The sequence below is a fragment of the Gluconacetobacter tumulisoli genome (genome assembly GCF_014174155.1).
GTDB lineage: Bacteria > Pseudomonadota > Alphaproteobacteria > Acetobacterales > Acetobacteraceae > Gluconacetobacter > Gluconacetobacter tumulisoli.
The window spans coordinates 183,705-196,859 of record NZ_JABEQM010000004.1 but is presented as its reverse complement, the minus strand read 5'-3'; the positions used below and the strand labels follow the sequence as shown (position 1 = coordinate 196,859).

At 67.8% G+C, this 13,155-nt stretch carries 12 protein-coding genes and 2 tRNA genes; 8 read left to right on the top strand and 6 right to left on the bottom strand.

Annotated features, from left to right (window positions below; translation table 11 throughout):
- Positions 1-21: 21 nt before the first annotated feature.
- From ku to mazG, 3 genes are all read right to left on the bottom strand, one after another.
- Entirely contained in the window at positions 22-822 is an 801-nt protein-coding gene (gene ku / locus HLH28_RS06945) for a non-homologous end joining protein Ku (RefSeq protein ID WP_182956585.1), read from the bottom strand.
- 107 nt (positions 823-929) lie between these two features.
- Entirely contained in the window at positions 930-1,871 is a 942-nt protein-coding gene (locus tag HLH28_RS06940) for a purple acid phosphatase family protein (RefSeq protein WP_182956582.1), read from the bottom strand.
- An 80-nt stretch (positions 1,872-1,951) separates the two neighbouring features.
- Positions 1,952-2,737 carry a nucleoside triphosphate pyrophosphohydrolase gene (gene mazG / locus HLH28_RS06935; protein ID WP_182956579.1) on the bottom strand — a complete coding sequence of 262 codons (786 nt, stop codon included), beginning with the start codon at positions 2,735-2,737 and terminating at the stop codon, positions 1,952-1,954.
- A gap of 154 nt (positions 2,738-2,891) precedes the next feature.
- On the opposite strand from mazG, the gene argC reads away from it, so the two are divergent.
- From argC to HLH28_RS06910, 5 genes are all read left to right on the top strand, one after another.
- Positions 2,892-3,833, top strand: a complete 942-nt coding sequence (argC, locus tag HLH28_RS06930; protein WP_182956576.1) for an N-acetyl-gamma-glutamyl-phosphate reductase — start codon at positions 2,892-2,894, stop codon at positions 3,831-3,833.
- A 47-nt stretch (positions 3,834-3,880) separates the two neighbouring features.
- Positions 3,881-3,964, top strand: a tRNA-Leu gene (locus tag HLH28_RS06925).
- Positions 3,965-3,981: 17 nt separating this feature from the next.
- Positions 3,982-5,163, top strand: coding sequence for a phosphoserine transaminase (locus tag HLH28_RS06920; RefSeq protein WP_182956908.1), 1,182 nt, complete (start codon positions 3,982-3,984; stop codon positions 5,161-5,163).
- A 77-nt stretch (positions 5,164-5,240) separates the two neighbouring features.
- Positions 5,241-6,386 carry an ATP phosphoribosyltransferase regulatory subunit gene (locus tag HLH28_RS06915; RefSeq protein WP_182956573.1) on the top strand — a complete coding sequence of 382 codons (1,146 nt, stop codon included), beginning with the start codon at positions 5,241-5,243 and terminating at the stop codon, positions 6,384-6,386.
- 114 nt (positions 6,387-6,500) lie between these two features.
- The gene (locus HLH28_RS06910) at positions 6,501-7,790 is read left to right on the top strand and encodes an adenylosuccinate synthase (protein ID WP_182956571.1); all 1,290 of its coding nucleotides are present in this window, start codon (positions 6,501-6,503) and stop codon (positions 7,788-7,790) included.
- A 100-nt stretch (positions 7,791-7,890) separates the two neighbouring features.
- Here HLH28_RS06910 and rpoH read toward each other — a convergent pair whose 3' ends face one another.
- Both rpoH and HLH28_RS06900 read right to left on the bottom strand, forming a co-directional pair.
- The gene (gene rpoH, locus HLH28_RS06905) at positions 7,891-8,778 is read right to left on the bottom strand and encodes an RNA polymerase sigma factor RpoH (protein ID WP_182956568.1); all 888 of its coding nucleotides are present in this window, start codon (positions 8,776-8,778) and stop codon (positions 7,891-7,893) included.
- Positions 8,779-9,029: 251 nt separating this feature from the next.
- Entirely contained in the window at positions 9,030-10,001 is a 972-nt protein-coding gene (locus tag HLH28_RS06900) for an RluA family pseudouridine synthase (protein ID WP_182956565.1), read from the bottom strand.
- Positions 10,002-10,049: 48 nt separating this feature from the next.
- Here HLH28_RS06900 and HLH28_RS06895 point away from each other — a divergent pair, with 48 nt between their 5' ends.
- Positions 10,050-10,400 carry a hypothetical protein gene (locus tag HLH28_RS06895; protein ID WP_182956563.1) on the top strand — a complete coding sequence of 117 codons (351 nt, stop codon included), beginning with the start codon at positions 10,050-10,052 and terminating at the stop codon, positions 10,398-10,400.
- A 216-nt stretch (positions 10,401-10,616) separates the two neighbouring features.
- Positions 10,617-10,692, top strand: a tRNA-Glu gene (locus HLH28_RS06890).
- 157 nt (positions 10,693-10,849) lie between these two features.
- Here the strand turns inward: HLH28_RS06890 and HLH28_RS06885 are convergent.
- On the bottom strand, positions 10,850-11,818 hold the full coding sequence (locus HLH28_RS06885; protein WP_182956560.1) for a glycosyltransferase: 969 nt from the start codon (positions 11,816-11,818) through the stop codon (positions 10,850-10,852).
- Between the two features lie 187 nt (positions 11,819-12,005).
- Here HLH28_RS06885 and HLH28_RS06880 point away from each other — a divergent pair, with 187 nt between their 5' ends.
- A complete protein-coding gene (locus tag HLH28_RS06880; protein WP_182956557.1) occupies positions 12,006-13,148 on the top strand; it encodes a glycosyltransferase in 1,143 nt (380 codons plus the stop codon).
- The last annotated feature ends 7 nt before the right edge of the window (positions 13,149-13,155 follow it).

Sequence of the window (13,155 nt, the reverse complement as noted above, 5' to 3'; positions counted from 1 at the left end):
AGGCCGCCGAATGCCCCTGTTCTACCGCCGGCCTTTCGTTTCGGATTCCAGGCTGGCCCGCAGCGCGTCCATGATGTTGACGATCCGGCCCGGGGCGGGGATTTCGACGCGGGATTTTCGCGGCCGCTTGCGGGCCTTTTTCCTGGCTTCGATGATGTCCAGAAGGCGCTCCTGCACCGGATCGGTGACCATCTCCGGCGCCCAAGGGACCTTCTGTCGATCGATCAGTTCCCGGAGCAGTTTCATTTCGGGTCCGTTCCATTCGTCCGTGCCGCCATCCGCGAAATAATCGGCGGCATCGCGGACCTCGTTTCCGAAATGCAGGGTCCACAGCACGATGCCCTTGCCCCGGGCTTCCAGCAGGACGGCCCGTTCCCGGCGATACATCACCAGGCGGGAGATCCCGACCGTGCCGGTCGCCACAAGGGCGGCCTGGATGACCCTGTATGCCTCCTCCCCGATCTCGTCGTCGGGCACCAGGAAATGCGGGGCGTCGTACCAGATCCAGCCGACACTGTCCGCGGGCACGAAGGTTTCGATGTCGATCGTATGCGTGCTGTCCAGCGCGACGGCATCCAGTTCGTCGTCTTCCAGCATCACATAGCCATCCTCGCCCCGCGGATAGCCCATGACCTGCGCGTCATCCTCGACGGGGGCGCCGGTTTGGGCATCGACATACTGGCTCACCAGCCGATGGCCGGTGTTCCGGTTGATCGTGTGGAAGCGAACCTTTTCGCTTTCCGTCGTCGCGGGCGTCATGGCCACCGGGCAGGTGACGAGCGAGAGCTTCAGATACCCTTTCCAGAAAGGTCGCTGCACCATCGCCTGGAGCCCTCGCTTCGGGGAAACCGCATGGGCGGACTTGCCTTGTCACGAACGTGCGCGCCACCTCCCGGTTTCCCGCCCATGCCGCGGTCGGGGGGATGGTGTCAGGCGGTTCGGGGAATCTGCCGCCCGAACAGTCGGTTTCCGGCCAGGCCCACAAAAGCGAAATCGAAGCTGTCGCGCGTCATGGCGACGGTCATGAAACCGTGCTGTTCCGGGGCGGTGAACCCACCGCGTTGCGCGACGCCGACCGGGTCGATCCGGGAACCGGCGCCATTGTTGATGTAATGGATCCCGTCCCTTTCGATATATTGCAGGTTGTGGATGTGGCCGTTCACATAGATCGTGACGCGGTGACGTTTCAGCAAAGGCGGGATCGCGGCGATCAGTTCCGGTTCGTCGAACCGTCCTTCCGCCGTATAGACGGGATGGTGGCCGACCACGATCTTCCAGTCCGCATCCGACGTCGCAAGCCCCTGTTCCAGCCACCGCAACTGCGTGGCGGTATCCTGGCCGTCGATCCGCACCTTGGTGCCGCGATACCGGCTGATGAAGGGGTTGGTATCGATATAGAAGAAATCGGCGGTGCTACCGTCGGCCAGCTGGTCGCGCATGACGTAATAGCGCGCCGGCAGGTACCACCGGCTGTCGACGGCCTGGCCGTATTTCAACTGGGCGTCCACGTCGCCACGATAATCGTGGTTGCCCAGGATGACGCGCCAGCGGGATTTGAGGCTGTCAGCGGTATAGATATCCTCGAACGAGGTGCGCCATTGCGGATCGTCGACCGATGTCACGCCGTCGTCGTAGAAATTATCGCCGACCGACACGGTATAGAGGCTGCCATGGTCCGCCGCGACGCGGCCCATCCGTTCGCCCAGGGCGGTCTGTTCGTAATGGCCCCGCCGTCCCCAATCCCCGATCATGACGAAATTATGCGTCCTGGCACGCGCCGCGGCGGGGATTGTCCGCGCGACAAGACCGGACGCGGCGGCGCCAGCCGCGGTGACCAGCAGCGTCCGGCGGGTCAGAAGAGGGGGCGTCATGTCCGGGGGAGCCTCGTTCGCAAGGGGGAGGGAATCAGAAATCGTCGGGGGAACATATTGTCCCGGCGCGTCGCCGCGTGTCACGGGGCTTCGCGTTCGCGGCGCTTGACCGCCTGCCAGCCGGCTTCCATCTCCGCCAGCGTTGCGTCCGGCAGGGTCCGGCCCTGGCCGGCCAGATCCTGCTCCACGGCGGTGAAGCGGCGGGTGAATTTGGCATTGGCCTGGCGCAGGCAGTCTTCGGGATCGAGGTCCAGCTTGCGTGCCAGCGTCGCCACGGTGAACAGCACGTCGCCCAGTTCATCGGCGATGCGCGCGCGGTCGCCGGAGACGAGTTCGACCTTCAGCTCCGCGATTTCCTCGTCCACCTTGTCGGCGACCTCGGCCGCCGTGGCCCAGTCGAACCCGACCCGGGCGGCCCGGGCCGACAGCTTGCGCGCACGCAGCAGCGCCGGCAGGCCCAGGGGAATGCCGGCCAAGGCGCCGTTGTCCTGCCGGCTCAGCCGTTCCTGCGCCTTGCCGTCTTCCCACTGGCCGGGACGCAGCGGGGTGTCGCCGAACACATGGGGATGGCGGCGGATCATCTTGTCGCCGATCATCGTGGCCACGGTCGCGAAATCGAACCAGCCCGCTTCCTCGGCCATGCGGGCGTGATAGGCGACCTGCAGCAGCAGGTCGCCCAGTTCGTCCGGCAGGGCCGTCCAATCCTCGCGCGCGATGGTGTCGGCGACCTCGTAGGCCTCCTCGATCGCATAAGGGGCGATCGAGGCGAAATCCTGCTCCCGGTCCCAGGGGCAGCCGTCATTCGGGTCGCGCAGGCGGGCCATGATTTCGATCAGGCGCTGAATCGCCTGGGCGGCATCGGACATCGCGGGGGGCTCCGGTCTGGAAGAAGGGAGCTGGCAGGGTAGGGCCAACCGGCCGTTCTGTCATGGCGTTCATCCATGTCTTGGTTCCGCGCGGCCCACGGGATTATAGTCCGCCGCGATCCCGCACGACGGGTCATGCGAGGCGGACGGATCAATGGACGGACAGGCGACGGTTTTCATCGATGGCGAGGCCGGGACGACGGGGCTTGGCATTCGCGAGCGCCTGCGCGGCCTGCCGGTGACGGTCCGATCCATCGCCGCCGAACATCGCAAGGACCCGTCCGCCCGCCGCGACATGATGGAATCGGTGGATATCGTGGTCCTGTGCCTGCCGGACGCCGCGTCGCGCGACGCGGCCGGAATGGTCGAATCCATCGCGCAGGCGGGCGGCCGGGCGCCGCGGATCCTGGATGCCAGCACCGCCTTTCGCGTGGATCCGGATTGGGTCTACGGCTTTCCCGAAATGGGAAACGGGCAGGCGGACGCCATCCGGACGTCGCGCCGGGTTTCCAACCCGGGATGCTATCCGACGGGGGCGATCGGATTGTTGCGGCCGCTGGTCCTGGCCGGGGTAATGTCCCCCGACCATCCCGTCACGATCAACGCCGTCAGCGGCTATAGCGGTGGCGGCCGCACGATGATCGAGGCGCACGAACGCGACGGCGGCCCGGCCTTCGATTTGTACGGCCTGACCCTGGAACATAAGCATGTTCCCGAAATCACGCGGTATTCCGGCCTGTCGCGGGTTCCGGTCTTCGTGCCGTCGGTGGGGCATTTCCCGCAGGGGATGATCGTGTCGATCCCGCTGCATCTGGACATGCTGGCCGACCATCCGACCGGCGCCGATCTGCGGACGGTGCTGGCGGCGTTCTACGCCGAATCCAGCCTGGTCAGCGTCGAGGACGCCGGCCCGGGTCTGGTCGCCGATACGCTGGCGGGCACCGACCGGATGGAACTGCGCGTGCATGCCAACGACGCCCGGCGCCAGGCCGTCCTGACCGCGCGCCTGGACAATCTGGGCAAGGGGGCGTCGGGGGCGGCGATCCAGAATATCGCGCTGATGCTGGGTCTCGCGCCATCGGCAGGACAGGCGTAGCGGCCGATTGCCAGTTTCCCCTGTTTGCTGATAAGCAGTGCCCCCAGGCGAGAGTGACGGAACGGTAGACGTAGTCGGCTCAAAATCGACCGCCGCAAGGCATAGGGGTTCGAGTCCCCTCTCTCGTACCATCAATTCCGGACAGATGATGCTTTCTCTTTCCCCCGACACGATCGCGAAGCCGGGCGTGCGGCCCGGCAATCCCTGCTTTTCCTCCGGCCCCTGCGCCAAGCGCCCGGGCTGGTCGCTGGATGCGCTGTCGGGGGCGCTGCTCGGCCGGTCCCACCGCGCGCCGGACGGACGGGCGCGGCTGAACGAGGTCATCACGCGATCCCGTGCCGTTCTGGGCATGCCCGATGACTGGCGGCTGGGCATCGTTCCCGCCTCCGACACCGGGGCGGTGGAGATGGTGCTGTGGTCGCTGATCGGCGAACGGCCGGTCGACGTGCTGGCGTTCGAAAGCTTTTCCGCGACCTGGGCCGACGACATCATGGCGCAGTTGCGCCCCCCCGGCGCCCGGGTGCTGGCGGCCGGGTACGGCAGCCTGCCCGACCTGGGGCAGGTGGACTGGTCGCACGACGTGGTGCTGGCATGGAACGGCACGACGTCGGGCGTGCGGATCCCTGACGGATCCGCCATCCCGGCGGATCGCGACGGGCTGGTGATCTGCGACGCGACCTCCGCCGCGTTCGCGATGGACCTGCCGTGGGACAAGCTGGATATCGTGACCTGGTCCTGGCAGAAGGTCCTGGGGGGCGAGGCCGCGCACGGCATGTTGGCCCTGTCGCCCCGCGCCGTGCGCCGGCTGGAGGAAACGTCGCCGCCGCGCGCCCTGCCCAAGATTTTCCGCCTGACCTCCAAGGGCAAGCTGATCGAGGGGATCTTCCGCGGCGACACGATCAACACGCCGTCGATGCTGTGCGTCGAGGACGCGCTGGACGGGCTCCGCTGGGCCGAGGCGATCGGCGGCCTGCCGGCACTGATCGCGCGCAGCCAGGCCAACCTGGCGGCCGTGGCGGGCTGGGTCGCGCGGTCGGACTGGGCGGCGTTCCTGGCGCGGAACGCGGCCGAACGGTCAAGTACGTCGATCTGCCTGACCATCGTCGCCCCCTGGTTCCGCGCGCTGGCCGACGCCGACCAGGCAAAGGCGGCCAAGCGGATCGTCGCGGTGCTGGAGGCCGAGGGCGTGGCGCTGGATATCGGCAGCTATCGCGACGCGCCGCCCGGGCTGCGCCTGTGGGGTGGCGCCACGGTCGAAACGGCGGACCTGCAGGCGCTGCTGCCGTGGCTGGATTGGGCCGAGGCCCAGGTTCGCGCCGAATACGCATAATGCCGGGGCCGGCCGATCCGGCCCCGGCCGGCACTGCGGGCATGACGGATGGCCGCGACGATGATATAGGCGCGCGCATGACGGACGATCCGCCTCCCAACCCCGCCCTGCTGCCGGCAGGTTTTGTCGACCTGCTGCCTTCCGACGCCGAGGCCGAGGCCGCCGGCATGGAAGACCTGATGCGGGTCTTCGCGGCCCATGGCTACAGCCGGGTCAAGCCGCCGCTGCTGGAGTTCGAGGACACGCTGCTGTCCGGGTCCGGCGCGGCGGTGGCCGAGCAGGCGTTCCGCCTGATGGATCCTGATACGCGGCGGATGATGGCGCTGCGTCCCGACATCACGCCGCAGATCGCGCGAATCGCGGCCACGCGCCTGGCGGATGCGCCGCGCCCGCTGCGCCTGTCCTATGCCGGGCTGTGCGTCGTGGCCAGCGGGGGGGCGCGGGAAAGCGATCGCCAGATTTCACAGGCGGGAATCGAACTGATCGGCCCGGATTCGCCCGAGGCCGACGCCGAAATCGTCGCCCTGGGCGCGGAAGGGCTGGCGACGCTGGGCGTGCCGGGTGTGTCGTTCGACCTGACGATGCCGCCGCTGGCGCCCGCGCTGATGTCGGAAATCGATTATTCGCCTGCCGAGCGGCTGGCGCTGATGCGCGCGCTGGACCGCAAGGACGCGGCCGCGGTGGCGCGCCTGGCCGGCGGCCTGGCCCCGGTGCTGACCGAATTGCTGCATGCCGCGGGTCCGGCCGATCGCGCGCTGGCAGTGCTGGGGGGGCTGGATTTGCCGCCTGCCGTCCGGCTGCTCAGCGACCGGCTGGCGGCGACGGTGGCGGCGATCACGGCCAGGGTGCCGGATATCCGCCTGACGGTCGATCCGATCGAATTCCGCGGCTGGCAGTATCATACGGGCGTGTGTGTCACCGTCTATGCCCGGGGACAGCATCAGGAACTGGGCCGGGGCGGACGCTACCGGTCGAACGACGACGAACCGGCCTGCGGCCTGACCCTGCGGCCCGAAGCCCTGCTGCGCGCGGCGCCGGCCCGGGCGGGGCGGATTCGGGTCTTCCTGCCGGTGGATGCCGCCCCCGAACTGGGCCGCCGCCTGCGCCAGGACGGGTACGCCACCGTCGATGCGCTGGGCCCGGTGGCCGATCCGGCGGCCGAGGCGCGACGCCTGGGATGCGCGATGCTGGCCCGTGGGGACGGAATCGTGGCGCTCGACTGACGCGCCTGATAAGTCAGGCGGCACGAGGGGGGCTGGTCCCGCCCGGTCCTTTATCCAGTTTACCCGGCGGCCATGATGCACGGCCCGGACGGGCAGCATTTCAAGGAGCACATCATGTCCAACGTCACCGTGATCGGCGCCCAGTGGGGCGACGAGGGGAAGGGCAAGATCGTCGACTGGCTGGCCAGTCGCGCAGACATCGTCGTGCGGTTCCAGGGCGGGCACAACGCCGGCCATACCCTGGTGGTGGGCGACCAGACCTACAAGCTGTCGCTGCTGCCGTCCGGCCTGGTGCGGGGCAAGATGGGCGTGATCGGCAATGGCGTCGTCGTGGACCCCGAGGCCCTGTTGGCCGAAATCGATCGCGTCACCGCACAGGGGCTGGAGGTCACGCCCCGCACGCTGCGCATCGCCGAGAACGTGCCGCTGATCCTGCCGGTGCATGGCGCCATCGACCGCGCGCGCGAGGCCGCGCGCGGCGACCGCAAGATCGGCACGACCGGACGCGGCATCGGCCCGGCCTATGAGGACAAGGTGGCCCGCCGCGCCATCCGCCTGTGCGACCTGGCCGAGCCCGAGACGCTGGACTGGAAGCTGGACGAACTGCTGCTGCACCACAACACGCTGCTGGCGGGCCTGGGGGCGGACACCTTCACCAAGGACGCCCTGCTGGCGCATCTGAACGTGCTGGCGCCACGGGTCCTGCCCTTCATGGACACGGTGTGGGAATTGCTGGACGACAGCAGCCGGGCCGGCCGCAAGATCCTGTTCGAAGGCGCGCAGGCCGTGATGCTGGATGTCGATCACGGCACCTATCCGTTCGTCACCAGTTCCAACACCATCGCCGCCAACGCCGCGACGGGCAGCGGTGTCGGGCCGGGGACGGTCGGTTTCGTGCTGGGGATCGCCAAGGCCTATTCCACCCGCGTGGGCGAGGGGCCGTTCCCCACCGAACTGCATGACGACATGGGCCGCACGCTGGGCGAGCGCGGCCATGAATTCGGCACCGTCACGGGCCGTCCGCGCCGCTGCGGCTGGTTCGACGCCATGCTGGTGCGTCGCGCGGTGCGCGTGGGCGGCGTCAACGGCCTGGCGCTGACCAAGCTGGACGTGCTGGACGGACTTCCTGAACTGCGGATCTGCACGGGATACGAGCTGGACGGCCAGGAGATCCGCCATTTCCCCTCCGCCCCGGCGGCGCAGGCTCGGGTGAAGCCGGTCTATGAGACGCTGGAGGGCTGGAGCGGCACGACCTATGGCGCCCGGTCATGGGCCGACCTGCCGGCCCAGGCGATCAAATACGTCCGCCGGATCGAGGAACTGGTCGAGGCCCCGGTGACCCTGCTGTCCACCAGCCCGGAACGCGACGACACCATCCTGATGCGCGACCCGTTCGAAAACTGAAACCGCGCGGCCGGGCGGAGGGCGAAGGCCCCCGCCCGGCGGCCGCTACAGGCGGCGGCGTCTTCTTCGGACGAGGGGGCGAGACCTCATCCGAAAGGACTTATCCGGCCTGATGGGCCTCGCGATGGGCCTCGACTTCCGCCTTCATGGCGGCCTGGACCTTCTCGAACGCCCGAACCTCGATCTGGCGCACGCGCTCGCGCGAGATGTTGTAGGTGTGGGACAGTTCTTCCAGCGTCGCCGGTTCGTCCTTCAGCCGGCGCTCGGTCAGGATATGGCGCTCGCGGTCGTTGAGCGTCTTCAGCGCATTGTCCAGCAGCGCCTTGCGGCCGCTGAATTCCTCGCTGTCGGCCAGGGTCTGTTCCTGGTTGTCGTGCTCGTCGACCAGCCAATCCTGCCATTCGCCTTCGCTGTCGGCGCGCAGGGGGGCGTTCAGGCTGTGATCCGGCGCCGAAAGGCGACGGTTCATGTTGATGACGTCCTGTTCCGGCACGCCCAGCGACGCGGCGATCTTGTTCACCTGTTCGGGTTGCAGGTCGCCATCGTCGATGGCCTGCATCTGCCCTTTCAGGCGGCGCAGGTTGAAGAACAGCTTCTTCTGGGCGGCGGTCGTGCCCATCTTCACCAGCGACCAGCTATGCAGGATATATTCCTGGATGGCCGCGCGGATCCACCACATCGCATAGGTCGCAAGCCGGAAGCCGCGATCGGGATCGAAGCGGCGGACCGCCTGCATCATTCCGATGTTGCCTTCGCTGATCAGTTCGCCCAGCGGCAGGCCGTAGCCGCGATAGCCCATGGCGATCTTGGCAACCAGGCGCAGATGGGAGGTGACGAGCGCGTGGGCAGCGTTGGTGTCGCCCTTGTCCTTCCAGCTACGGGACAGGCGCTGCTCCTCCTCGGGGGAGAGCATGGGGAATTTACGGATGTCCTGAAGGTACCTTGACAGGTTGGTTTCAGGACCAACATTGAGAACGGAAGAGGCCATGGGATCGGACTCCTTTTCCGGGGGGTGTCATGCTGTCCCCGGGGATGTCCTACGGCACATCCGTCAGAGGGTTTCATGGACCCGCCCCATTGGCGCGTGGATGGACTTCACGTCCCCGCGAGGCACCCCCATCATGGGCCGCATCCTCGCGAGACGTCCATTCCGGCGGTCGCGTCACCCGCCGGACAACTCCCGAACCTAATGACGGGTCGGTTGACCGTCAAGCAAACTCCCCAAAAACTGCCTTAAAACTAAGCAATCTTTTCCAGAAGCGTTTGAAAATCGTCCGGGGGCGGGGTCTCGAACAGCATGGATTCGCCGGTCCCGGGGTGGACGAATCCCAGCCGCGCGGCATGCAGGGCCTGACGGGGAAAATCCAGCGCGGCACGGCGCGCCTCGTCGGGCAGGCCCCGCGACGCGGCAGGAATCCGGCGCAGATAGACCGGATCGCCCAGCAGGGGATGCCCGGCGGTGGAGAAATGCACGCGGATCTGGTGCGTGCGTCCCGTGGCCAGGCGGCATTCCACATAACTGGCCGCCCCATGGAAGGTCTGCAGCGTCCGGTAATGGGTCAGCGCGTGCTTCCCCCCGCCATGGTGAACCACCGACATGCGCTTGCGGTCGCGCCTGTCGCGGCCGATCGCGCCTTCGAACGATCCGGCAGCCGGCGCCAGGATGCCCCATGACAGGGCCAGGTAGGTGCGGTCGATGTCGCGCGCCGCAAAGGCCGCCGACAGGGCGGTATGGGCGCGTTCGGTCTTGGCCACCACCATGACGCCCGATGTGTCCTTGTCCAGCCGGTGCACGATCCCGGGCCGACGTTCTCCCCCTATGCCGGTCAGGCTGTCGCCGCAATGCGCCAGCAGGGCGTTGACCAGGGTCCCGTCCTCGTTGCCGGGGGCGGGGTGGACGACCAGACCCGCGGGCTTGTCCAGAACGATCAGGTCCGAATCCTCGTGCAGGATGACGAACGGGATCGCCTGCGCCACCGGGGTGGCGGGGATTGCCGGCGGTTGCCTTATCTCATAACACATGCCCGCCCGGACCGGGTCGGACGGTTCGCGCAGGGGAACGCCCGCGCGCGACACGTGACCGCCTTCCATCAGTGCCTTGACGCGGGACCGCGACAGCGTGCCGATGGCGTCGGCCAGGAAACGGTCGGTACGCTGGCCGGCGTGCTCGGCGCCGGCGGTCAGGAAAACGGGCTGCGTGTCGTCGGTCATGCGCGGCTCTTAACGGAAAACGACGTCGGTCGGAAACGGAAAGCAATCATGAACGGACAGGGATCGAAGGCGCTTCTGGCGGCCGTCATTTTCATGGGGGTGTTGCTGGCGGTCGGTTCGCTGGTCCTGGTGGGCGTGCTGGTGCACCGCATCTCGCATCCCCGGCATGACGTCGTGGCGTCCGGTGCGACGCCGGCGCCGGTCGTCCCGGCGCCCCCGATGTCGGGCGATTACGGAAATCTCGTCCTGGATGAACCCGCCGGCACCCGCATCACGGGCATGACGCGGCAGGCCGATACGCTGCTGGCGATTTCCCTTTCGGGCGGGGGGGGCGACCGAATCGTCCTGTGGGATCTCCCGCATGGTCGCATTGCCGGGCGCGTGCGCCTGACCCCCTGAGAGTCCGTTCGAAAATACCTTTTACCGGCGACCCGAGCTCGAAAACATGCACCAGGGGCGGTCGAAGGACCGCGCTCGCTCGCCAGCCCCATCTGTAGAAGGGCTCTGAAAACGCTCCCGGAAAACGGCCGGCGAAAAATATCGGTCGGGAGCATTTTCTCGTGTCGGGACGGGTTGCGTCCCGCCGCATGATGACCTAGAAGCTGCCTCGTCCACGTCCCGTTCGTCTAGAGGCCTAGGACACCGCCCTTTCACGGCGGTAACACGGGTTCGAATCCCGTACGGGACGCCATTGATTTTCAATGAAAATCAGGCACAGGCTTTCTCCTGCTCCGGACCGGGGCAGGACAGGGCGCCCTCGGCGGCGCGCCCAGTCAGCCCTGCGGGGATCAGGTTCCTGCTCTTCTCCGTCCGGACCGCAGGCGGCCCGAACGGAGGGCCGGCCGAGGTTACGCCACGTCCGGCAGGTCGCGGATGCACGAACAGACAAGCGCGCTATAGAGCTGGTGATCGCGATGATCGCGCACGTAACGCGGCGTGATCTGCGCGACCCGGGATTTGGTGCGGACCGATGCATACCAGTGCACCACCCGCGTTTCGGGCAGCAGGACATTCTCCGGCTGCACGCTGCGGCTGTTGCAGAAGAGATGTTCGGAAATGACAGGCGGCATCGGATAGAAAACCCGCGGCGGGTATATCGTCAGATCACCCAGCCCGCCCTGGGCAACCAGATGCTGGAGCATGTGCGGGCCCAGTGCGAAGGGGCGCGTCCGACACGTCGGGGGCAACAACGGCATCGCGCGGAGATAGGCCTCGAACAGTGGCGCACGGGCCTCCCCGCCCATCACCGCGTTGTTGAGGCCGAGGGAATAGAAATTCTCGATTCTCCGGAACGCCTTCCAGCCCTGCGGCATCTTGCGCAGCAGCCTGCGCACGACGGACAGGCCCATGTGCCGCACCCGGACGATGGGCGAGCGCGAGGTACGCACGCATTGCGGCCATACGATGAATTCGGTGCCGACGAACTGACGGACCTCCAGCAGGGGTCGGAACGACGCGGTCGTGATCGTATCCAGGTCGAGATAGATGCCGCCCCGCAGATAAAGAATGGCGACCCGCAGCATATCCGCCCGCATCACCGGACTGCCGAGACTGCGATACAGCGCGACCAGTTCGCCATCGATTCCCGTTTCCTGCTCCACCTCGGCCAGGCAGGCGATGGGGTCGAGTCGCGACAACCGCACGCGGGGGGCCTGTTCGAGCGCACGGCGCTCGGGGCCGTCATCCAGCGCGTCGGTGTGATGCAGGATGATCTCGGGCATCTCGCTGCGTTCGGCCGCCGACAGGATAGCGAAGACATAGGCCCAGGGAAGGCTGGTGCCGATCCAGCAGAAATGCACGCGGGAAGGTATGGTCATGACGTCCGGCTTGTGTGGCGGGGACACGCCCCAGGAAGTGGCAACCGTCCAGGCATCACGACCGCCGGCCCCGGGGATGCGAGGGAGACGCGACGAGGCGCCCGGAAGCGGGTGATGGCCGCGACGATCCGGCGGATGCGCTACTATCCCCCCCAGCGGACGGATGTCCACACCAGCAGAGGCTTGCATGCGCGAAATCGTCCTGTTCCGTCAGAACCTGTTCCGGATATCCGAGACGTTCATAACCCAGCAGGCCCAGGCGATGCGCCGGTACGCGCCTCTGTACGTCGGACGGCTACGGTACGGCGACGGGCCGCCGGATGCATCGTCGCGCGTACTGCGCGACCTGTGGCGGCGCGCGGCCATGGCGCGCATCGGCGCGCAGATGCTGACACGCGATCCCGCGCCCTACCTGCGCCTGCTCGGCGACCGCCGGCCGGCCCTGGTCCACGCCCATTTCGGGGTGGACGGGGTCTATGCCCTGCCGCTCGCCCGCAGGCTGGGCGTTCCGCTGGTGACCATGTTCCACGGGTTCGACGCCACCCTGTCGACCGCCGCCTTCCTGGGTTCGCCCGCCTGGATGAATTATCCGCTGTTTCGCCGGACGCTGGCGCGGCAAGGGCAGTTGTTCCTGTGCACGTCCGCCTACATCCGCGCGCGGGTGCTGGCGATGGGTTTTCCGGCGGCGCGGACGCGGGTGCATTATATCGGCGTGGATTGCGGGGCGATCCGGCCACGCGACCCGCAGGAGGAAACGCCGACCATCCTGCATGTCGCGCGCCTGGTGGAAATGAAGGGCACGGAATATCTTCTTCGTGCCTTCGCGATGCTGGCGCCCGTCCATCCGGCGCAGCGGCTGCTGATCATCGGGGACGGGCCGCTGCGCGGCAGGCTGGAGGCGCTGGCCCGTGCGCTGGGCATCGGTGGGCAGGTCACCTTTCTCGGCGCGCAGCCTTATGCGCGGGTGCTGCAGGCGATGCGGGCGGCGACGATGCTGGTACTGCCGAGCGTCTATACGACGACCGGCCGGGTGGAAGGGCTGGGCATGGTCCTGCTGGAGGCCGCGGCGACCGGCGTCCCCGTGGTCGGGTCACGGGTCGGTGGCATCCCCGAAGGCATGGTGGAAGGGGAGACAGGGCTGCTGGCGCCCGAGCGGGATGCCGAGGCCCTGGCCGCGCGGATGCGCGAGGTGCTGGACGACCGCGACAGGCGGGCCGCCATGGGGGCCCGGGCGCGCGCCTTCGTCACCGCGCAGTTCGACCTGCACCGGCAGACGGCGGGCCTGGAGACATTCTACGACGAACTGATCGACAGGGGTGTCGGGGCGTAACGACGCC

Bases quoted from the DNA above. Each gene is read 5' to 3' on its own strand.
- ku (WP_182956585.1), bottom strand. From the start codon at position 822: ATGGTGCAGCGACCTTTCTGGAAAGGGTATCTGAAGCTCTCGCTCGTC.
- HLH28_RS06940 (WP_182956582.1), bottom strand. From the start codon at position 1,871: ATGACGCCCCCTCTTCTGACCCGCCGGACGCTGCTGGTCACCGCGGCT.
- mazG (WP_182956579.1), bottom strand. From the start codon at position 2,737: ATGTCCGATGCCGCCCAGGCGATTCAGCGCCTGATCGAAATCATGGCC.
- argC (WP_182956576.1), top strand. From the start codon at position 2,892: ATGGACGGACAGGCGACGGTTTTCATCGATGGCGAGGCCGGGACGACG.
- HLH28_RS06920 (WP_182956908.1), top strand. From the start codon at position 3,982: ATGCTTTCTCTTTCCCCCGACACGATCGCGAAGCCGGGCGTGCGGCCC.
- HLH28_RS06915 (WP_182956573.1), top strand. From the start codon at position 5,241: ATGACGGACGATCCGCCTCCCAACCCCGCCCTGCTGCCGGCAGGTTTT.
- HLH28_RS06910 (WP_182956571.1), top strand. From the start codon at position 6,501: ATGTCCAACGTCACCGTGATCGGCGCCCAGTGGGGCGACGAGGGGAAG.
- rpoH (WP_182956568.1), bottom strand. From the start codon at position 8,778: ATGGCCTCTTCCGTTCTCAATGTTGGTCCTGAAACCAACCTGTCAAGG.
- HLH28_RS06900 (WP_182956565.1), bottom strand. From the start codon at position 10,001: ATGACCGACGACACGCAGCCCGTTTTCCTGACCGCCGGCGCCGAGCAC.
- HLH28_RS06895 (WP_182956563.1), top strand. From the start codon at position 10,050: ATGAACGGACAGGGATCGAAGGCGCTTCTGGCGGCCGTCATTTTCATG.
- HLH28_RS06885 (WP_182956560.1), bottom strand. From the start codon at position 11,818: ATGACCATACCTTCCCGCGTGCATTTCTGCTGGATCGGCACCAGCCTT.
- HLH28_RS06880 (WP_182956557.1), top strand. From the start codon at position 12,006: ATGCGCGAAATCGTCCTGTTCCGTCAGAACCTGTTCCGGATATCCGAG.